Raw genomic sequence first — 20,488 nt, 5'->3', positions numbered from 1 at the left:
GATTTTCATTTATGAGAGAGAGGCTAGCCAATGACCACTATAGCAGATGTTCTGATTATCGGAGGAGGGCCCACGGGGCTCTATGCGAGTTTTTATGCTGGATTACGTGATCTATCGGTCGTATTGTTTGAAGCACAAGCCGAATTAGGCGGGAAGATCAATTTTTATCCTGAAAAAATGGTCTGGGATGTGGGTGCATTGCCGCCAACCAAGGGGAAGAAAGTCAAAGAACACTTGATTGAACAGGCTAAGTTGTTTGATCCAACGATCTATCTGAAAACGAAAATCATCGAATTGACCAAGGAAGACGATCTTTTTTATGCAGTGGATGACCAAGGGAGGACCCATGTTGGACGCACCGTTTTAGTTTGTATTGGCGGCGGTGTCGTTTCTCCGCAAAAATTGCCTTGTTTCATCCATAATAATGTCGACAACTATATCCACTATCAGTTTCCTGACCAGCAAGCGATCCAAGGCAAACATCTTGTGATCTCTGGCGGCGGGGATGCAGCAGTTGATTATGCGATTGAAGCGGCGTCTTATGGGGCAAAAGTTTCGCTTTGTTATCGGGGCGAGAAATTGAAGGCCCATGAAGCACAAGTAAAGAAGATGAAAGCAGAAGGGATTCAAGTGCTGATGAATCACACGATTGACGGGGTGAATCAAGCCGAAACCTTCAATATGGTTCTAAGATTAAAAGACAGTGCTAACCAAGAAACGATCGATTTTTTATGCGATCATTTGTTGATCCAACATGGCTATGACCGGGACAGTGCCTTGTTAGATAAAGTTTCCTTTGATCTCGCACGTCATGAAGATTTTTATCTCAATTGCGAGATCCCCACAAAAACTAGCCATCCCGGTGTGTTTGCAGCTGGTGACATCCATTACTTCAAAGGCAAAGTGAATCTTTTGGCAGGCGCCTTTCAAGATGCTGCGCAAGCAGTCAACCAAATCAAACACTATTTAGAGCCGACCAGTGTCCCACAGGCGATGGTTTCTTCCCATAATGAGAAATTCAGTGAAAGAAATCGACAGCTGCTGGTGAACGAGTAGCAGCGATTCTTTGTGAAAGAAAAAAAGCAAAAAACAGGATTCCCTTGGGAGTCCTGTTTTTTTGGTAGCCTCAGAACAGAAATTCGTTTCACTAGAAGTGAATGTTTGCCACTCCTAAAAAATAAAATCTCTCAAATAAATGATGCAATTGATGAAAATTTCAGCTATTATTTTCAAGTTGACTAATTGGAGGGGATGACATGAATCAAACAAGATATGCAGAATTAAAACAAGCAGAAAGAGGCGCTATCTTAAGTATCGTTGCCTACATTTTTGTTTCCATCGCCAAACTAGTTATTGGTCGTTTGGCAAACTCTGAAGGATTATGGGCGGATGGATTAAACAATGCGACGGATATCGTAGCTTCTATCGCTGTTTTGATCGGTTTGCGTTTGGCTCAAAAGCCAGCAGATGAAGACCATAAATATGGTCATTGGAAAGCAGAAAATGTGGCGAGTCTCGTAACATCCTTGATTATGCTGGCGGTCGGTCTGCAGGTTTTATGGTCCTCCATTCAAACGATTCTACTCGGTGAAACGCAAAGTCCCGATATGATTGCGGCAGTCGTCGGTATCATTTCAGCTATTTTGATGTATAGTATGTATTACTACAATAAGCGATTATCCGCTCGCGTAAAAAGCTCCGCTTTGCTAGCAGCTGCTAAAGACAACCGCAGCGATGCGTGGACGAGTATTGGAACGGCGATCGCTATTTTTGCCGCCTCATTTGGTATCGGTTGGTTAGACAGTTTGACTGCGATCGTGGTAGCTCTTTTGATTATCAAAACCGCCGTTGACATTTTTCGCGAGAGTGCCTTTTCACTTTCTGATGGGTTTGATGAATCGTTAGTCGTGGAGTATGAAGCGGCAATCGCTGGTTTTTCTGAAGTGAAATCTGTTAAATCGATTCGAGGAAGAATGTATGGTGCCAATGTTTTTCTCGATGTCGTCGTGACGATGGACAAATCTTTGACGGTTGAAAAGAGTCATAACGTGGCAGATGCTATTGAAGATCTCTTAGCTGATCATTTTCAGGTGTTTGATACCGACATCCACATTGAGCCAGCTACCGAATAAATTTTCTGGCAAAACCTTGGTAGGACAAGGATGTAAACCACCCGTTTCCTGTTTGTAAACTGAAAAGTTCTTACGGAACCTGCTCATTCATGGCAAACTAGAGGTAACAAAGGAAGAAAGTAGGGAGCCCTATGAATAATAAGCAGGTAGTAGAAAATGAATTAGTTATTTCTTTAGATAAAATGGATGAAACAGAAATGATGGCAATTTGCCAACAATATATTGCGGCTATCGATGATAGCCAAGTCCTCTTCGCTTTACTGAAAAAAGTTCAAGCCTCTAAAGCAGCAGTAAGCAAATAAAAAAAACCGGCATCTTATGCATTGATGTTCCCCACAGCGAAAGCGAAAGGAGCATTGATCAACAGGAAAAGATGCCGGTTATTTTTTGATTCGTTCAAGTCTTTTTAAAAACTTTTAAAGGACGTTTAATAGTGCGGTTAATTCATAGACGAGCAAAGAGGCTATTCCTAAAGGAATAATGCGTCGAAATATAATCTCTTTCAAGCGCTTGCCTGCTTGTCGTTCTTTTTCATAGTTAGGATCATGAGCGTGTGCTTTAAATTGCTGAGGAGAACGAGAAAAGATCGAGCCATTGGTCATCGATAAAACCCATCCAATCAACACCATGAAGAAAGAAACAAAAATGATTGCCAATAAAAGTAGTTGTAAGAGTTGCATCATATTGCTACCTCCTTTTTGTAGCTATTTTTTCACTTCTAGTTTACCATCTTTTGAAACTTTTAGGGATCTTTATTCAACGTGCCCTTTCTTTTTTTGGTTCTTCCCTTATAATAGAGATATTTATAAGCGAGTTTCTGTTTCGCACAGCAACAGAGAGAAGGGATTCTTATGGCAATTACACAAAAAATCATTCAATCACCAGAAGACTTCCAAACGTTGGATCGTTTGATCAAAGAAATCTGGCCAGAAGTGTTTACACCAATCATTGGTTCGGATCAAGTCGCGTATATGCTGGCTCATTATCAATCACCAGCAGCGATTCAAAACGAAGTCCAGCAAGGAGCCGTCTATCTTTTACTAATGGAAGGTAACCAAGCAGTGGGGTATACAGCGTATGAAGAAACGCCGCAGCAGATTTATTTAAGTAAATTGTATCTCCACCAATCCACTAGAGGCAAAGGCTATGCCAGCCAAGTCTTTGATTGGTATGAGGAAATCGCCTCAGGCAAAACGTTGCATTTAAACGTCAACAAACAAAATCAGCAGGCGATCGCTGTTTATGAACATCGCGGCTTTGAACGCGTTTCTGAACGCACCGTTACGATTGGTTCGGGATTTGTTATGGATGATTTTATTTATGAGAAGAAGATTGCTGGAGACGAAGGGGCGTAACAAGGAGAAAACGAATGGAACTCACTGCCAAGAATAAGTCGTTCAGTAAGAAAGAATGGCAACTATTTCAATATGTTTTAAATCAGCAAGCAGAAGTCTGTTCGATGTCTATCCGTGAACTGGCTGATACAACAAAAACTAGCTCAACGACTGTTCTGCGGTTTTGTCGAAAATTTGATTGCGAAGGTTTTTCAGAATTTAAAATCAAATTGAAAAAGACGTTACAGAAACAAGGAAAGACTGATCGATTATTCAAACAAGATAAAAAAGCCCTGCACTATTTTTTTGAACGTATGGATGAATCCTTCTATCGAGAAACATTATTAACGATCGCCAAACGAATAAGTAAAGCAAAACTTTTGATCTTAGCCAGTGATAGGGAATCGACACTTGCTTTGAGCTATGCTCAACAAAAGTTTACACGTTTAGATAAGATCGTGAGCGTAGAGGAAGAAGCAACATCGATTAAATCCGTTTGGCGAACCTTAAGTAGCGAAACCACGTTGCTGGTCTTTTCTAATAAAGGCGCCGATCCATTCCTTGAATCTTTGATCACTGAATGTAGCCTCGCTGGAATTTCAACCATTTCACTGACAAATCGTTCAACAACGTCAATTGCTAAACTATCTGAGCGAAATTTTGCTTATTATTATTCCGATAATCAAGAAGCTGATTCATTGTCCTCACAAATTCCAGCCATTTATTTGGTGGAACTTTTATTTGATTTAGTTACAGATTGTGAAGATCGCTGAATAAAATGAAACTACCTGCGTCTATCAGAGAAGTTCTTCTGATAGGCGTATTCTTTTGGCAATTTTTTCAATTAAATAGATTGCTGGTAGTTGAGAAGTCAGTTCAATGGTTTTCTCTTTTTTCTGACTGGCTTTAAAAATGGTCTCTCTTTCGATGTAATAGGGCACCGTCAAGTCGGATAACTGGCTGATGGTTGAATCTTCGGTATTCGTGATGGCAATAATCTGACAATCTTTTTGATTTAACTTTTGTAAGTATCGAATCATTTCTTGTGTTTCCCCAGAAATCGACAAAACAATGATACCGGTTTTGCACAATATGTCTTCTGGAAACCAGTCGATAGGATAATTTGAGGGATCGTCAACTTTTAATGCCGTTTTTCCCAAGTCAGTAAAATAGAGTGCGCCATATTCCGCAATCGTTTCAGATAAGCCTGATCCAATAAATAGAACGAAGCTTTTGTTCTTAAGAATCTCTGTTGCTCGATTGATTCTCTCAGATAAAAAGGGCTGGTTTACTCGCTTTAAGAAATCAATTGTTTGAGATTCATCACTATCGGATATTTTGGATTTTACGAGAGAATCTAAGTAAAAGCGCAAATTGATCTTAAATTCGGTAAACGTATCACATTCAAATTTCTTGCAAAAGCGGCTAATACTAGCAGTACTGGTATGAGTCTCTTTGGCAAGTTCTTTCATCTTCATTTTAGACACTGAAGCCAAGTTTTTTGATACAAATCGGTAAACCTCGTATTCTAGTGCAGTAAGTTCAGGATTGTAGTCAAGAAAAAGCATGATGCACCTCCGTAACAAAGTGTTTTTTTTGTGGAACAAATGACAAGGGATGAAAACGTTCTCTATTTAGGATTATAACATTATATTGATTTTACTTCATGCTATACTTTCGTTGTTCAATAATGTAAGCGGATGCTTCGCTTAGTAAAAAAGGAATTGTAGGAGGGCGACATGGAGTATAATTTTTCGAAGGACTTTTTCTGGGGTGCAGCAACGAGTGCGACACAATCAGAAGGAACGATAGCTGGAGACAATAAAGGAGAAAACATTTGGGATTATGCATCAAAAAACTATAACCATCGGTTTTTTGAAGGAGTTACAACAGAACATACATCAAGGTTTTATCAGGAAATGGAAGCGGATTTGGATCGAATGGCGGCACTTTCTTTTAATTCTTTTCGGACTTCGATCTCTTGGTCACGTCTTATTCCCGAAGGTATAGGGGAAGTTAATCCAGAAGCTGTTGACTTTTATACCAGAATGCTTGATGGGTTAAATCAAAGAGGCATCAAACCGTTTATCAATCTTTATCACTTTGACATGCCAATGAAATTACAAGAAATCGGCGGATTTGAAAATCGTGAGGTCATCGAAGCGTATCGGGCGTATGCGAAAATTTGTTTTGATCTATTTCATGAGAAAGTTGCGTACTGGTTTACCTTTAATGAGCCGATGATTCCAGCAGAAGCCGGCTATTTGCATGACCGACACTATCCTTATGTAGTAGATTTTAAACGGGCGGCACAAGTACTTCACCATATCATCCTTGCTCACTGTGAGGCAGTTAAGGTCTTTCGACAAGGAACTTATCAAGGAAAAATCGGTATCATCATGGATGTGATCCCAGTTTACCCAAGAAGCCAGCATCCTGCCGACTTAAAAGCAGCGGAAATGGCAGACCTCTTCTATACTCGCTCGCTTAATGAAGCGATTTTAAAGGGTCGTTACCCACAGGAGTTAAAGGCTATTTTAACGCGCTACGACCAAATGCCACGAATGGAAGAACAAGATCTTGCTTTGATTGCTGAAACAACGATTGATCTGTTAGGGATCAATTATTACCGTCCACGGCGAGTGAAAGCCAAAGAATTTTTGCCTAATCCCGAGGGAGTTTTCTCACCAGAATGGTTTTACGATGATTACGAGATGCCTGGCAGAAGAATGAATACTTCAAGGGGGATTGAGATTTATCCTCATGGCTTGTATGATATCGCTAAAAAAATCCAGTTAGAATATGGGAATATTGATTGGTTTGTTTCAGAAAATGGCATCGGGATTCAGGGAGAAGAAACATTTATCGAAGGGGGGCAAGTGCAAGACAACTACCGAATTGCTTTTTTAAAAGAGCATTTAATTAAGCTTCATCAAGCAATGATGGAGGGGAGTAACTGTCTGGGGTATCATATGTGGACATTTGTGGACTGTTGGAGTTGGCAGAATGCGTTCAAAAATCGCTATGGCTTTTATCGTCTGGATTTAGAAACGGGAGAAAAAACGATGAAAAAGTCTGGTCTATGGTTTAAAGAAGTGATTCAAAGAAATGGTTTTTCAAACGAATTTTAGGAGGGTTTTATAATGAAAGTTTTAGACTCGGTTGCAATGAAGTTATTACCGATTGCCAATGCTATTGGACAGCAGCGGCACTTGCAGGCAATTCGAAATGGGTTGATTTCTATTTTGCCGCTCACGATCGTTGGCTCTTTTTTCACCATTATTTTAAATTTGCCGATTCCTGGTTATACCGAATGGGTCGCTCCTTATTTACCGGCACTTGACATACCTTTTCGATTTACGGTGGGGTTAATGTCTCTTTATGCCTCATTTACGATCGGCTCCAACTTAGGTGCTAGTTACAAACTCGATCGAATAACAAGTGGGTTTTTATCCATGTTAGCGACGATTTTAATGGTCGTTCCAATCAATTTGGCGGAAGGCATCAGCACGACAGGAGATGCCGTACTTGCAGGAAGGTATTTACCCATCGCTTCACTTGGATCACAAGGATTATTCGGTGCGATCATTGCGGCGCTAGTTTCAGTAGAGATTTATCATTTTACAAAAGCAAAAAACTTGGAAATCAAGATGCCAGAAGGCGTACCGCCTGTTGTAGGCGAATCCTTTGCGGCACTCCTACCAACCTTGCTGGTTATCTTAGTCTTTTGGATTCCGCGCCACTTTTTCGGCTTCGATTTAAATGGATTACTGACGATCGCCATCTCTCCTTTAAAAGGTTTCTTAACAGGCAATAATTTGGTTGGCGGAATCATCACACAATTTGTTATCTGCGTTTTCTGGGTATTGGGTATTCATGGCCATGCCGTTTTAGGACCCATCATTCGTCCATTTTGGGATCAAGCAATTTTAGAAAATGCGGAATTATTCCAAAACGGTATGTCTGCCTTTGATCTACCAAATCTTTTTACCGAACAATTTTATCAATGGTATGCGCAAATGGGTGGTACTGGATCAACGCTTGCATTGGTTGTTTTGTTTATGTTCTCTCGTTCAAACTATTTAAAACAATTGGGGCGTCTTTCCATTTTACCAGGGATTTTTAATATTAATGAACCGATGATCTTTGGGACGCCAATTGTGATGAATCCACTGTTGGCAATTCCGTTTATTCTTGTGCCAATCGCTAATACTATCTTAGTCTATATCGTTACCGCTTTGGATTGGATTCCTAAGATGATGGTCAAACCACCATTTTCGATTCCCGCACCTCTTGGCGCATTGATTACCTCAAATTGGAATTGGGTTGCTTGTTTGATGGTCTTCGTCTGTTTCTTCGTTTCATTAGCGATTTACTATCCATTCTTTAAAGCATTTGAGAAACTTCAAGTGGCGCAAGAGCTAGAAACAGCTAAAGAAGGTGAGTAGAATGGTTCAAGTAGTGAGTTGTTTGCTCTTGATTTTTCTGACCCATCTTCTTTTAGAAAAAAATAATGCCAAAATCACGCTGGCTTTTTGGAAACTATTACTTGTTTCCTTACTTTTCTTACTCAGTTTGTTTTTCTTGTTGATCCGCACTCCTTTGGCACCAGTTTTCATTTTGTTACTTATTATCAATTGTACCGTCATCCAAAATCGATTTATGTATCAGTATCGACCGAAAGGACAACGATAGGACGCTTGATGGTTATTGTAGGAAATGTTATTGCGAAAAGATTATTCTATCTACTGTTTAAAAAACTATTTACGAACCCAGATCCTCTGTGCTATTATCCTTGTATAAACATTATAATGTTATAAACTAAGGAGGCAATTATGAAAGGGTTTGTAGAATTTATTGAACAGAAATTGATGCCGATTGCAAATAAAGTGGGGATGCAACGGCACATGGTAGCGATTCGAAAGGGGATCATCGCTACTTTACCATTAACGATCGTTGGGTCGTTCTTTACGATTTTGCTGAATTTCCCCATTGAATCGGTCGCTGCGGTGATCGAACCGTATCGGGAAGTTTTGGATATTCCATTTCGTTATACAGTCGGATTATTGGCATTATATGCAACGTATGGGATTGCTTCATCGCTAGCCAAAAGCTACAAGCTGGATTCATTGACTGCGGGTATTTTAGCAACGATGTCCTTTCTTGTAACCGCTGCACCACCGTTGCGAGTCTTTGATTCTGTGGAAGGTATCATTGATGCCGGACGTTATATCAATGTGGCCAACCTAGGCTCCGGCTCTTTGTTTGGCGCGATCGTTACGGCAATCTTGTCCGTTGAAATCTATCGTTTCTTTATCGTAAAAAACATCACCATCAAAATGCCAGATGGCGTGCCGCCAGAAGTGACGAATTCATTCATGGCGTTGATTCCCGGTGGAGCGATCCTGATTTTATTCTGGGTGATCCGTCATATGCTTGGTTTTGATATCAATGGCTTTTTAAGTAATTTGTTGATGCCGTTAAAAGACGTGCTAGCGGGTAACAGCTTGTTTGGTGGTTTATTGACTGTCTTCTTGATCTGTTTCTTCTGGGTACTGGGGATTCATGGACCAGCCATCATGGGTCCTGTCATTCGTCCATTTTGGGATATTTCCATTGCTGAAAATATGGAAGCCTTCCAAGCATCTGGCAATGCGCATGAATTGCCTAATATTTTTACAGAACAATTTTTACAATGGTTCGTATGGATCGGTGGAGCCGGTACGACCTTAGCGTTGGTCGTTTTGTTCTTCTTCTCCAAATCAAAATACTTGAAACAATTGGGCCGTTTATCCATCTTGCCAGGCTTATTCAATATCAATGAACCAGTGATTTTCGGTGCACCGATCGTAATGAACCCAATCTTAGGCATTCCGTTCTTGGTGGCACCATTGATTACGACAACGATTTCTTACTTCGCGACCATTACGGGTGTCGTACCGATGATGGCTGCCAGACTTGGTTTTGCCATTCCAGCACCAATCGCCGCCTGGATGAGTACGGACTGGAGTATCGCAGCAGCGATTTTAGTGATCGTCAACTTCTTTATTACACTCGCAATCTACTACCCATTCTTTAAAGTCTTTGAGAAACAGCAGATTGCCCGCGAACAAGAAGAAGAAACTGCCGCTTAAGCAAGACAAAAAAGAGTGAGGTGCAAACATGGGGATTTATGCCATTTGTTTATTTTTTGGTTGTCAAATTTGGTTAACAAAATCAACACAAGGGAAAAAAATTAAAGAAGTGCCGTTTTGGCGGATGCTTTTGTTCGGGATTCTTGGCGTTGCTGCAGCGATCCTACTGAGCCGTCAGTTTCCGTGGGGACCATTTTTGACGATAACGGCGACGATTGTTTGCAGTTCGCTTTTACTGACACGTTTTACTACTTTTTATGAAGAAATGAGGATGAGATAAGTTGAAAAGACAACTAGGAGTATCGGTGTATCCCGATCACAGTGATTTTGAAACAGACAAAGCCTATCTGCAATTAGCCCATGATTATGGCTTTAGCCGCATTTTTATGAGTATGCTGGAAGTGAGTGACGGCAAAGAAAACGTGCAGAAAAAGTTTAAAGCGTTGATTGATTTTGCCAAAGGATTAGGCTATGAAACGATTTTAGACGTGGCACCAGCCATCTTTTCGGAACTAGGCATCTCCTATGATGACTTGACCTTTTTCCATGAACTAGGTGCCGATGGGATTCGTTTAGATTTAGGCTTTGACGGCAATAAAGAAGCGATGTTGACCTACAATCCCTTTGGCTTAGCTGTTGAATTGAATATGAGCAATGATGTGGCGTATTTAGACAATATTTTGACCTATCAAGCCAACATTCCTTACTTATACGGCTGCCACAATTTCTATCCGCAAGAAGGGACTGCCTTGCCCTATGATTTCTTTGAAAAATGCAGTCGTCGTTTCAAGGAAAAAGGCATTCGAACCGCCGCATTTATCTCTTCTCAAACGGGAACGATCGGACCTTGGGATATCAATGATGGCTTACCGACCTTAGAAATGCACCGAAGAATGCCTGTAGAAACTGCCGCAAAGCATTTGTTTGCCACAGGCTTGATTGATGATGTCATTATCGGCAATGCTTATGCTTCGGAAGCAGAATTGGCGGCACTAGGAGCGATTGATCGCTACCAGACCGCATTTGCGATTGAATTTGTGCCTGAAATCAATGAAGTTGAACGCCAAATCGCCCTGGACGAGCAGCATTACCGTCGAGGCGACATCACCGATCGGATGATCCGTTCCACAGAAGTTCGTAAAAAGTATAAGAACCATGACAATCCTGTCCATGACCACGAAGGCGTCTTTCAACGAGGGGACGTTGTGATTGGCAATGATCGTTTTGGCAAGTACAAAAACGAGCTGCAAGTCGTGCTAGAGCCTCACTCAGATCCACGAAAAAATAAAATCGGTTCGATCGTCGAACAAGAGTTAGTTCTGCTGCCCTTTATCCATCCTTGGTCGAAATTCACTTTCACAGAGAGGAAGGTGTAACGAAATGTTTGATTTGATTATTCGTCAAGCCCGCACGATCGATGAAGAAGTATTTGATATTGGGATTCAAGACGGCAAAATCACTGCTCTGGCACCCACGTTGCAGGAGCAGGCGAAACAAGAGCTGACCTTAGCAGAAGGGGAGTTCTTGTCAGCTGGTTGGATCGATGACCATGTCCATTGTTTCGAGGAAATGACGCTCTATTATGATTATCCAGACGAGATCGGTGTCAAACAAGGCGTCACGACCGTTATTGATGCGGGGACGACTGGCGCCGAAAATATCCATCGGTTTTATGATTTAGCCAAAGAAGCCAAAACCAATGTCTTTGCTTTAGTCAACATTTCCAAATGGGGCATCGTAGAGCAGGATGAACTTGCGGATCTGTCAAAAGTCAAAAAAGAATTGGTCAAAGAAGCGCTGCAGAAGTTTCCTGACTTTATCGTCGGGATCAAAGCCCGAATGAGTAAAACGGTGATCGGCGAAAATGGCATCACGCCGTTGAAATTAGCCAAAGCGATCCAAGCTGAAAATCAACCGTTGCCTCTGATGGTCCATATTGGTTCAGCACCACCGAATTTAGCAGAGATTCTCGCTGAATTGGAAGCAGGTGATGTGGTGACCCATTGCTTTAACGGCAAAGCCAATGGGATTTTGGATCAGACGAACCAAACCATCAAGCCTTTCGTCTTTGCTGCCTATGAAAAAGGCTTGGTCTTCGATATTGGTCATGGGACAGACAGTTTCAATTTTGATGTGGCGGAGACGGCCTTTGCCAATCAGCTAAAGGCTTCTTCCATTAGTACGGATATCTACATCCGCAATCGTACCAATGGACCTGTTTTTGATTTAGCGACGACTATGGAAAAATTAGCGGTCGTAGGGTATGATTGGCGTGAGATCATAGAGAAGGTGACCAGTGCCCCTGCGAAGCAATTTCATTTACAGAACAAAGGCGAGATCGCATTGGGATATGATGCTGATTTTACGATTTTCCGCTTTGAAGAGGGCGAAAAGGAATTGACGGATTCTAACGGCAATCGCCGAATCACGACACAACAGATCGTGCCGCAAAAAGCGGTGATAGGAGGGGAACTTTTTGACACTGAATATTGAAGAACTAGGCTTGAAAGAAGTCATCAATGCTTCTGGCAAAATGACGATTCTAGGTGTCTCGAAAGTCAGCGAAGGCGTGCTTGCAGCCCAGCGCTATGGCGGGGAGCATTTCTTTGAAATGGCAGATCTAGCAGAAAAAACCGGTGCCTATTTAGCAAAATTGTTGAAAACGGAAGATGCGCAAATCGTTTCTTCCGCTTCGGCGGGAATCGCCCAATCAGTGGCGGCACTCATCGGTCAAGGAGACAGCTATCATTTGTACCACCCATATAGTGAGAAAATCAGCAAGCGGGAGATCATTTTGCCCAAAGGCCACAACGTAGATTATGGCACACCGGTGGAAGTGATGGTGGCGCAAGGCGGCGGAAAAGTCGTAGAAGCAGGCTATGCCAATATGTGCACACCCGAGCACATTGAACAGATGATTACGCCCGAAACGGCGGGGATCCTCTACATAAAGAGTCATCATACCGTTCAAAAAAGTATGCTGACGGTAGCAGAAACGGCCCAAGTTGCCAAGGCACACGATCTTCCATTGATCGTTGATGCGGCTGCTGAGGAAGATTTGTTTGCCTATACCCAAGCAGGTGCTGATTTAGTGATCTATTCAGGTGCGAAAGCACTGTCAGGACCAAGTGCTGGCTTAGTGATCGGCAAGCAGCCCTATGTCTCTTGGGTGCGCCTGCAATCCAAAGGTATTGGTCGAGCAATGAAAATCGGTAAAGACAATATTCTCGGATTTACCCAAGCCGTGACGGATTATCTAGCGGAGGGAACAGAATCTGGCGCTTCGATGCAAGAGCGCCTACAACCATTTATTGCGGCAATCAATGAAATCACTGGTTTCGAAGCAAAAATCGTTCAAGACAGCGCCGGCAGAGACATTTATCGAGCGAGTGTCAAAGTGAAAGAACCAAGTGCCAAAGCAGTGATCGACGCGCTAAAAGCGGGAGAACCAGCGATTTATACCCGTGAATACCAAGCCAATAACGGCATTATTGAATTTGATATCCGAGCAGTCAATGAACAAGAAATGGCAGTGATCACCGATCGCTTACAAGAAATTATGTTAGGAGCAACCCAAAAATGAAAACTTCACCCAATTATTTCGCTGACCGTGTCTGTCTGAATGTGTTAGCAAACTCTATTGAAAATGCGAAAGCTTGTTATGAAGCAGCAGAGGGCAACATCGTCCTAGGTGTTTTATCAAAAAATTATGCTAGCGATGAGGCAGCCATCGTTGACATGAAAACCTATCAAGCGGCAACAAATAATGCCCTTTCTGTTGGACTTGGTGCTGGCGACCCCAACCAAAGTGAAATGGTCTCCCGAATTTCCGCTGTTCTACAGCCACAGCATGTTAACCAAGTGTTCACGGGAGCGGGGACCTCACGAGCTTTGCTAGGACAATCTGAAACGATCGTCAATGCCCTTGTTTCACCAACGGGAAAAGTCGGCTATGTCAATATTGCTACTGGACCATTGAGTTCACAAACTCCAGCTGCAGAAGTCCCCGTCGAAACAGCGATCGCTTTATTAAAAGATATGGGGGCTAGTTCTATCAAGTATTTTCCAATGAAAGGGTTGGCTCATAAAGCAGAGTATCAAGCAGTAGCAGAGGCTTGTGCTGCGAATGATTTTTATTTGGAACCGACCGGCGGCATCGATTTAGAAAACTTTGAAGAAATCTTGCAGATCGCTGTTGATGCAGGAGTGAAAAAAGTCATTCCACATATTTACAGCTCGATCATCGATGGCGAAACAGGGGACACACGCCCTGAAGATGTACAGAAATTAGCAGAAATGACGAAAAAGGTGTTGGCAGCAGCCAAATAGGGGGGATCAATGATGCGGATCGGTGCTTACGGTGAGGTAATGATGCGATTGACGCCACCAGAATATCGAACACTGGAACAGACCCACTCTTTGCGGATGGATTTTACAGGAACAGGGGTCAATCTGTTAGGCAATTTGGCGCATTTCGGCTTGACCACCTCGATGCTGACACAAGTGCCAGCCAACCGTTTAGGGGATACGGCGAAAGCCAGCTTGCGTTCCTATGGGATTCAAACAGCATTTGTTGGCAAAAAATACAGCCATATCGGCAGTTATTTCGCCGAGATCGGCTACGGCGCTCGTCCGACTTACGTGACTTATCAAAATCGCCATCATAGTTCCTTTGGCGTTTCAGGTCCAGAAGAATATGCCATCGATGGATTTCTAGAAACAGTCAATCTCATTCATATTTGCGGGATCTCTCTTAGTTTGACTGAGAGAACCTGGCAAACTGCATTGGCTTTGGCGAAACAGGCCCATGTAAAGCAGATTCGCGTCTGCTTTGATTTTAACTTCCGCCCAAGCTTGAATGAAGAATTAAATCGGGAGGTACTAAAACAACGGTATGAAACGATTCTACCTTATTGTGATCTAGTTTTCGGCTCTGTCCGTGACTTGGAGGAGCTGCTGGCATATCCCTTAGAGGAAACAGAAGGCGCCGAGCTTGCGTTGATCCAATCCTTTATTGACCAGTATCAACTAGAATGGTTCTGCGGGACACGCCGTCTATCCGTGGAAGACAAGCAGTTTATCAGTGGAAGAATCATTACGGCGCAGGATGCCTATGAAACGGCACCGCAGCTGCTGCAAGTCTTGGATCGGATCGGGGCAGGGGATGCCTATGCCGCTGGTGTATTATTAGGCTATGCCGAAAAATGGTCGCTCCAACGCACCGCTGATTTTGCAATCACGAATGCTGTATTGGCTCATACGATGCTGGGAGATGTCCCCTTAACCACCAAAGAACAAGTGGAACAAGTCTTACAGGCACCAGGGAAAGACTTGATTCGCTAGAAAAAACACTTGCATCCTTCTCCTAAAAGCGATGGATGATTGCGCAAAAGCAGCCGATTGTTCTGCTTTTGCGCAGTTATCCATCAGGAGAAGGACGCAAGTGTTTTTATTGTTTTAAAAAGGTTTCTACTTTTTTCTCAGGGATCACCCACAACAATAGCACGAGACTATCCAGCGTGATGATAAGTAGTGGATGGACCAGCCAGCCGAGGAGCAATGCCAGCACGTTGATAAACAACGTAAAGTAGAGTTTCTTGTATCCGCGAAACAGTTCTACGATGGCTTGATTGTCAGGGTTGGCACGCACCAAGGACTTTCCTACAAGGAAATAGCTGAAATCCGTCAATAAAATGACAGCTCCGTAAAGCAGTTGAGGGGCAAGAGCGACTGGATAACGACTGACCCATGACGTTACAAAAGGAAAGAGGGTTAGTGCCAGGATCAATAAATGATTCGCCCACAAGGTCCAACCGTCGATTTTAGATACTACTTGAAATAGATGATGGTGATTGTTCCAGTAGATCGCTAACATCACAAAGCTGATCAAATAAATAATAAATTGCTGTTCCACTCCTAAAAAAGAAGCAAAGGTATCGCCTTCGGGCTGGTGCAATTCCAATACTAATAAGGTCATTACGATCGCAATGACCGCATCCGTAAAGGCTTCGATTCGATTTTTTGACATGTACATCCATCCTTTTAAGTTTCTGTTTACTGGATCAGTGTACGCGATTGTCAGAAATTCGTCGAATGATTATTCTCGGGACAAAAGCCAACGTTCCAGCTATTTCGCAATTGGCCCATTGCCTAGTGCACCGAATAAAAACAAATCGATCGCTTCTGGCATCTTGTCTTCTTTTTCTGGTGAGTCCAAATGAGCCGCCATCAGTACTAACAACTGACTGGTGACAAATTCTGGGTCGACATCCGAACGGAGATTGGAATCACTGCGACGAAACAAGTCAAGAAACGGTTCTTTGTAATTTTTCCGCCAAAGCAAGTACAGTTTTTTTGAAGTGTCCTCAGAAACGGTATGCTGAATGTCGTGCATCATCATATAAAAATTGATGCGATGCCGACTTCTTAAAAAAAGAAACATGTTTAAGATTTTTTCAGAGATCGTCAAGGAAGTATCTTCAACAGTCTGATTTAATTTTCCAGAAACCTCTTGTGCCAAAGAGACCATCACTTCATAATAGATGGCTTCTTTGCCTTTGAAGTGATAATAAAGATTGGGTTGGGTGATGCCGACGGCTTCTGCGATCTGTCTAGTAGAAGTTGCTTGATACCCCTGCTGCATAAACAGGTTTTCTGCGACTCGTAATATTTTTTCTCGCAAGTTCAAAGTCAGCCCTCCCAACGTTCCTGACGAAGCATTTTTTTCGCGGTAAACAAAAGTTGGATTTTCCGTTGTTTCGGTACCGCTGTTTTTTCAGCAAATACTTGATAGTTGTTTTTGCGGATCACAGTCAAGATTTCCCGATAGATCAAAGCAGCTGCTAATAGAGCTTCACGGCAATCTTCATCGATTTGCGGCATCATGACAAAAGATTCCTGATAAAGCGTCTCAGCAAGTTGCGCTTCGTGTTCCCACATCTCGATAAACTGCTGGTTTTGATTGCCAGCTGCTAATGCCTCTCGCGAAAGGTTGAATTGCGCCAAGACCGTTTGTGGCAAATAGATGCGGCCCATTCGCAGATCCTCGCCAATATCACGTAAAATATTGGTGCGTTGCATCGCTTCACCCAATTTTATGGCGGGCTCTTGAATCGCAGCGGCTGTTTGTGAGAGAATCGGCAAGAGCATCAGACCCACACTGCCGGCTACGTAGTAACTATAGTCGGAAAGCTCTTTTTCAGAGGTGGGCTGCTGGAAGTCAAGGTCTTGTTTTTGTCCCACCAATAGATCGAAAAAGGGTTGAAACTGTAGGTCAAACTGTTGGAAAGAAAGGGTCAATGCCCGCCAAATGGCTTCATCAGGATCTTCTTCCTTGATGGCTTGCGGCAAGTCGATCGCATCGCCGGTTAATAGTTCTTGTATTTCTTCCAAGCGTTTTTTCATGGCTTCGATCAACAATGGGTCATGCTTTTCATCGACGGCATCATCGGCACGTCGGCAAAAGGCGTAGACGGCATAGACGGCGCGTGCTTTGTCTTTTGGCAATTGAGAAAAGGCGGTATGAAAGTTTTTCGAATGCTTTTTTATGATGGCCTCACAGTATAAAAAATCGTTGTCGTATTCATCAAAGACGCTTAATGATTTAACGGTCATCTTTTAACAACTCCTCCACAGCTAACTTGGCACTTTGCATCACGATTGGCACACCCGCTCCCGGATGCGTACTGCTGCCGCAGAAGTATAGGCCTTCTGCATAATCAAATTTATTATGGGGACGATAGTAATTGCTTTGCGCCAAGGTTGGTTTCAAGCCAAATGTCGCACCGTTGTAGGCATTGAACCGATCATTGAACGTATCTGGCGTATACATTTTTTCATACACGATGTGTTCATCGATATCCGTAAAGATCGTTTTTTCTTTTAATAATCCAATGATCTGCTGGCGGTAGCTTTGAATCGTTTCATCCGTCCATTGATCAAATTTAGATAATTCAGGTACTGGGACTAAAACATAAAGACCTTCTTGACCATCAGGTGCTAAGGAAGCATCTTTCAGGGTTGGACGATACAAGTAGAAGGATGGATCTTCTGGCAGCTTGCCAGCCTCGAAAAGATCGTCTACATTGCGTTTGAAATCATTGGCAAAATAAATGCTATGGAGTGCGCTATCTTCATATTTTTTGTCCAGTCCTAAATAAAGCAAGAAACAAGAACAAGAGTAATCCATCGAAGCGATTTTTTGATTGGTGTATTTGCCGCGTTTTGATTCATCAGGAATCAAGCTTTCCATAGCATAAGGAAAATCAGCCGCACAAATCACGGCATCTGCGGTGATCGTTTCTCCATTGACACGAACGCCTTTGGTTTGCTTGTTTTCGATCAATAATTCATCGATTGGGGTATTGTAATGGATCGTTCCGCCTAATTCTTGGAACAAACGTGCCATACCAGTGGCTAATGTATACATGCCGCCTTTGATGAAATAGACCCCATACATCAACTCGATCATAGGGATGATGGTATAAAGGGACGGCCCTTGGTAAGGGGAGACACCGATATACAAGGTTTGAAACGCTAATGATTTTCGCAGGCGATCATCTTTGACAAATTTAGAAATGGAAGAGTAGGCGTCACTAAACGTTCGCAGCTTTAACCCTGCCCATAATGATTTGGGATTGTAAAAGTCTCGCCATGTCCGAAACGACTTGGTGATGAAGGACTCTTTGGCGATCACATAGCGTTTGTAAATATCTGCTAAAAAGGCAAAATAGCCTTGAGCATCTTCTTCCGAGATCGCTTCTAGCGTTTTGGTCAATTCTACTAAGTCGTTTGAGAAGGTCAGCGGTTCGTCTTGAGCAAAATACAGCTGCAGCATCGGATCGACTTTCTCCATAGGAATATAGTCATTCGGATCAACGCCAGCAAATTCAAACACTTCACGATAAATTTCAGGCATCATCACGATGGTGGGTCCCACATCAAAGGTAAAGCCGTTTTCCTTGATCTGATTCATTTTGCCCCCAGGTTGACCTTCTTTTTCGTAGAGGGTGACGTCATAGCCAAGTTTTTGCAAACGGACAGCAGCAGCTAATCCTGACACGCCCGCACCGACAACAATAATTTTTTTCATGCTTGCTCCTTCTGCGAATCACTTGATTCGGCTTCTTCTTTCGTGTGTTCTTTTTCTTCTAAAACGCCATCCTTCATGACGAAGACCCGATCACAATAATCTGTCAAACGGGTATCATGGGTCACCATAATGGTGGCTTTTTGTTTTTCTTTGGTTTCTTTTGCTAAGATTTTGACGACTTCGACGGCTTTTTTTGAATCAAGACTCGCCGTTGGTTCATCTGCCAAAATGATGGTGGGATCATGATAGAGCGCTCGGGCAATAGCCACACGCTGCCTTTCACCACCAGATAGTTCATCGGGGTATTTGTTCTGCAGCTTTTCAATCCCTAGTTGTTCAAACAATTCAGTAGCTGATTGCTCTTGGGGTTCTTTGCTGACCTTATCCACCAATTGAAGTTGCTTTTTGACCGTCAAAAAAGGGACAAGGTTGGAAGCTTGTAAAATAAAGCCGATCTTTTTGAAACGAGTTTTTGCCCGTTGCTTTTCTTTTTGTTTACTAAAAGGTTCGTCATTGATAAATACTTCGCCTTCAGAGGGAGCTTGTAGACCACCGGCAATCGTCAGAAAGGTACTTTTCCCAGAGCCGGAAGGACCGATGATGGCGACAAATTCGCCTTTTTCTACCGAAAAGTTGGTTTCTTTCAAGGCTTCAATCGTCGCGTCCCCATCTTTAAATGATTTTTTGACTTGTTTGAATTCAATGGCACTCATGTTTTTTCCTCCTATCCGATTGCTTTCAATGGGTCGATTTTTACAATCGTTCGCACCGAGAAGAAAGCACCTAGCATCGCGATCAGAATCATCATTACACTGATACTAGCAAAGAATAATAGATTGATTTGGAATGGCACTGCCGCAGGTAACACGAGGGCGGTACCGATCGTTGCCAACCCACCGATCAAAACACCCGAGGTGGCCAACAAGAACGTTTGGGCGATCACCGAAAAAGCAATGTAGCGGCTAGAGATCCCTTGGGCTTTCATGACACCGAAAATTTCTGATTTTTGCATCGTTAGTACATAGATAAAAATACCGATAACGATGGCAGCGATCACGATCAAGAACCCGATCATAAAGCCAAAGGTCAGCACTTGTGCGTTGTAACCAGGCAATTCATTAATAAATTTGCTGATATCCGTAGCGACTAGATCATCTGGCACTTCTTTGATTTTGCCACGAGTTACGATCGCGTTGATACGGGCATTTTCTGAATCATCTTCTTTTTCAAAACGAATTTCTTGATAGGCACCGATCGAGGTGTAGAGGACCGGAGCAACACTGAAGCGGGCGTTATCTGTAAAACCGACGATTTTCAATTTTTTGTCACTGCCGGCTAATTTGATGGTGTCACCAATGGAAATCCCGTATTCTTCCTCAATGCTGCTGTCTGCGACCGCTTCATCATCTGACGCAAACATCTCGCCATCGATAATATTTGGTGCTAGAAATTGATCTGGATCAATGCCGAAAAAGGTGACATCGACTTTTTCACCGTTGTCTTCTTTAGTCACTACCCCAGCGGTTTGCGCCAAAACAGCTTTTTCTGGTGCATCGACTTCGTCATAAAGACTGCGAGGAAGCATCGACATGTTTAAATTATCATTTGCTTCTTCAGTCAACAAAATTTGATCTGCCTCCCATTTGTCGACCGCCATCCGATTATCTTGAGCCAACCCATACGCTAAGCCAGTTAAAAAAAAGACCAGATAGGCGATTAAAAACATGACCCCTGTGACTAGGGCGTAACGCAATTTGGAATGGCGTATTTCATTGATTGCCAAAAACATAACGATTC

The 20,488-nt window shown here is 42.7% G+C and carries 23 protein-coding genes; 15 read left to right on the top strand and 8 right to left on the bottom strand.

Annotated features, from left to right (window positions below; all coding sequences use genetic code 11):
• The first annotated feature begins 30 nt into the window (after window positions 1-30).
• The 3 genes from A5877_RS02605 (at window position 31) to A5877_RS17125 (ending at window position 2,434) form a co-directional block, all read left to right on the top strand.
• Complete coding sequence (locus A5877_RS02605; protein WP_008378613.1) at window positions 31-1,056, top strand: NAD(P)/FAD-dependent oxidoreductase; 1,026 nt, start codon at window positions 31-33, stop codon at window positions 1,054-1,056.
• 200 nt (window positions 1,057-1,256) lie between these two features.
• Window positions 1,257-2,132 (top strand): cation diffusion facilitator family transporter, encoded by an 876-nt coding sequence (locus tag A5877_RS02600; RefSeq protein ID WP_086316303.1) that lies wholly within the window; start codon window positions 1,257-1,259, stop codon window positions 2,130-2,132.
• 131 nt (window positions 2,133-2,263) lie between these two features.
• A complete protein-coding gene (locus A5877_RS17125) occupies window positions 2,264-2,434 on the top strand; it encodes a hypothetical protein (RefSeq protein WP_005235207.1) in 171 nt (56 codons plus the stop codon).
• Between the two features lie 114 nt (window positions 2,435-2,548).
• Here A5877_RS17125 and A5877_RS02595 read toward each other — a convergent pair whose 3' ends face one another.
• A complete protein-coding gene (locus A5877_RS02595) occupies window positions 2,549-2,815 on the bottom strand; it encodes a hypothetical protein (RefSeq protein ID WP_233499042.1) in 267 nt (88 codons plus the stop codon).
• Between the two features lie 168 nt (window positions 2,816-2,983).
• Between A5877_RS02595 and A5877_RS02585 the strand changes: the two genes are divergently transcribed.
• Both A5877_RS02585 and A5877_RS02580 read left to right on the top strand, forming a co-directional pair.
• Complete coding sequence (locus A5877_RS02585) at window positions 2,984-3,487, top strand: GNAT family N-acetyltransferase (protein WP_086316302.1); 504 nt, start codon at window positions 2,984-2,986, stop codon at window positions 3,485-3,487.
• Between the two features lie 14 nt (window positions 3,488-3,501).
• Window positions 3,502-4,239: a MurR/RpiR family transcriptional regulator gene (locus A5877_RS02580; protein ID WP_086316301.1), complete on the top strand. Its 738-nt coding sequence runs from the start codon at window positions 3,502-3,504 to the stop codon at window positions 4,237-4,239.
• Between the two features lie 24 nt (window positions 4,240-4,263).
• Here A5877_RS02580 and A5877_RS02575 read toward each other — a convergent pair whose 3' ends face one another.
• Entirely contained in the window at window positions 4,264-5,034 is a 771-nt protein-coding gene (locus tag A5877_RS02575; protein WP_086299339.1) for a MurR/RpiR family transcriptional regulator, read from the bottom strand.
• A gap of 171 nt (window positions 5,035-5,205) precedes the next feature.
• Here A5877_RS02575 and A5877_RS02570 point away from each other — a divergent pair, with 171 nt between their 5' ends.
• The 10 genes from A5877_RS02570 to A5877_RS02525 all read left to right on the top strand — a co-directional run bounded on the left by A5877_RS02570 (window position 5,206) and on the right by A5877_RS02525 (window position 14,943).
• A complete protein-coding gene (locus A5877_RS02570; RefSeq protein ID WP_086316300.1) occupies window positions 5,206-6,597 on the top strand; it encodes a glycoside hydrolase family 1 protein in 1,392 nt (463 codons plus the stop codon).
• Between the two features lie 12 nt (window positions 6,598-6,609).
• A complete protein-coding gene (locus A5877_RS02565) occupies window positions 6,610-7,914 on the top strand; it encodes a PTS sugar transporter subunit IIC (protein ID WP_086316299.1) in 1,305 nt (434 codons plus the stop codon).
• Between the two features lies 1 nt (window position 7,915).
• Window positions 7,916-8,161, top strand: a complete 246-nt coding sequence (locus A5877_RS02560) for a hypothetical protein (protein ID WP_086316298.1) — start codon at window positions 7,916-7,918, stop codon at window positions 8,159-8,161.
• Window positions 8,162-8,301: 140 nt separating this feature from the next.
• On the top strand, window positions 8,302-9,600 hold the full coding sequence (locus tag A5877_RS02555) for a PTS sugar transporter subunit IIC (protein WP_005225702.1): 1,299 nt from the start codon (window positions 8,302-8,304) through the stop codon (window positions 9,598-9,600).
• Window positions 9,601-9,628: 28 nt separating this feature from the next.
• Window positions 9,629-9,880, top strand: a complete 252-nt coding sequence (locus A5877_RS02550; protein WP_086316297.1) for a hypothetical protein — start codon at window positions 9,629-9,631, stop codon at window positions 9,878-9,880.
• 1 nt (window position 9,881) lies between these two features.
• Window positions 9,882-10,976: a DUF871 domain-containing protein gene (locus A5877_RS02545; protein ID WP_074535646.1), complete on the top strand. Its 1,095-nt coding sequence runs from the start codon at window positions 9,882-9,884 to the stop codon at window positions 10,974-10,976.
• 4 nt (window positions 10,977-10,980) lie between these two features.
• The gene (locus tag A5877_RS02540) at window positions 10,981-12,093 is read left to right on the top strand and encodes an amidohydrolase/deacetylase family metallohydrolase (RefSeq protein WP_016613420.1); all 1,113 of its coding nucleotides are present in this window, start codon (window positions 10,981-10,983) and stop codon (window positions 12,091-12,093) included.
• Window positions 12,077-13,183, top strand: a complete 1,107-nt coding sequence (locus A5877_RS02535; RefSeq protein WP_008378592.1) for a DgaE family pyridoxal phosphate-dependent ammonia lyase — start codon at window positions 12,077-12,079, stop codon at window positions 13,181-13,183. The genes A5877_RS02540 and A5877_RS02535 overlap by 17 nt, the downstream gene beginning before the upstream one ends.
• Window positions 13,180-13,929, top strand: coding sequence for a KDGP aldolase family protein (locus tag A5877_RS02530; protein ID WP_086316296.1), 750 nt, complete (start codon window positions 13,180-13,182; stop codon window positions 13,927-13,929). The genes A5877_RS02535 and A5877_RS02530 overlap by 4 nt, the downstream gene beginning before the upstream one ends.
• Window positions 13,930-13,938: 9 nt before the next feature.
• Entirely contained in the window at window positions 13,939-14,943 is a 1,005-nt protein-coding gene (locus A5877_RS02525) for a sugar kinase (RefSeq protein WP_086316295.1), read from the top strand.
• Window positions 14,944-15,049: 106 nt separating this feature from the next.
• Here A5877_RS02525 and A5877_RS02520 read toward each other — a convergent pair whose 3' ends face one another.
• The 6 genes from A5877_RS02520 to A5877_RS02495 form a co-directional block, all read right to left on the bottom strand.
• A complete protein-coding gene (locus A5877_RS02520; protein WP_034872253.1) occupies window positions 15,050-15,628 on the bottom strand; it encodes a TMEM175 family protein in 579 nt (192 codons plus the stop codon).
• 99 nt (window positions 15,629-15,727) lie between these two features.
• Window positions 15,728-16,288, bottom strand: coding sequence for a TetR/AcrR family transcriptional regulator (locus A5877_RS02515; protein WP_010747950.1), 561 nt, complete (start codon window positions 16,286-16,288; stop codon window positions 15,728-15,730).
• A 2-nt stretch (window positions 16,289-16,290) separates the two neighbouring features.
• The gene (locus A5877_RS02510; protein ID WP_008378577.1) at window positions 16,291-17,214 is read right to left on the bottom strand and encodes a phytoene/squalene synthase family protein; all 924 of its coding nucleotides are present in this window, start codon (window positions 17,212-17,214) and stop codon (window positions 16,291-16,293) included.
• On the bottom strand, window positions 17,204-18,691 hold the full coding sequence (locus A5877_RS02505; protein WP_005235239.1) for an NAD(P)/FAD-dependent oxidoreductase: 1,488 nt from the start codon (window positions 18,689-18,691) through the stop codon (window positions 17,204-17,206). The genes A5877_RS02510 and A5877_RS02505 overlap by 11 nt, the downstream gene beginning before the upstream one ends.
• Window positions 18,688-19,404, bottom strand: a complete 717-nt coding sequence (locus tag A5877_RS02500; RefSeq protein ID WP_086316294.1) for an ABC transporter ATP-binding protein — start codon at window positions 19,402-19,404, stop codon at window positions 18,688-18,690. Before A5877_RS02500 ends, A5877_RS02505 begins: the two co-directional genes overlap by 4 nt.
• An 11-nt stretch (window positions 19,405-19,415) precedes the next feature.
• The gene (locus tag A5877_RS02495; protein ID WP_016613416.1) at window positions 19,416-20,480 is read right to left on the bottom strand and encodes an ABC transporter permease; all 1,065 of its coding nucleotides are present in this window, start codon (window positions 20,478-20,480) and stop codon (window positions 19,416-19,418) included.
• Window positions 20,481-20,488: the final 8 nt, after the last annotated feature.

The organism is Enterococcus sp. 3C7_DIV0644, from assembly GCF_002141235.1.
Lineage (GTDB): Bacteria > Bacillota > Bacilli > Lactobacillales > Enterococcaceae > Enterococcus_D > Enterococcus_D entomosocium.
Note: the sequence above shows the minus strand (reverse complement) of the source record. Positions and strands in the feature narration are given on the sequence as shown.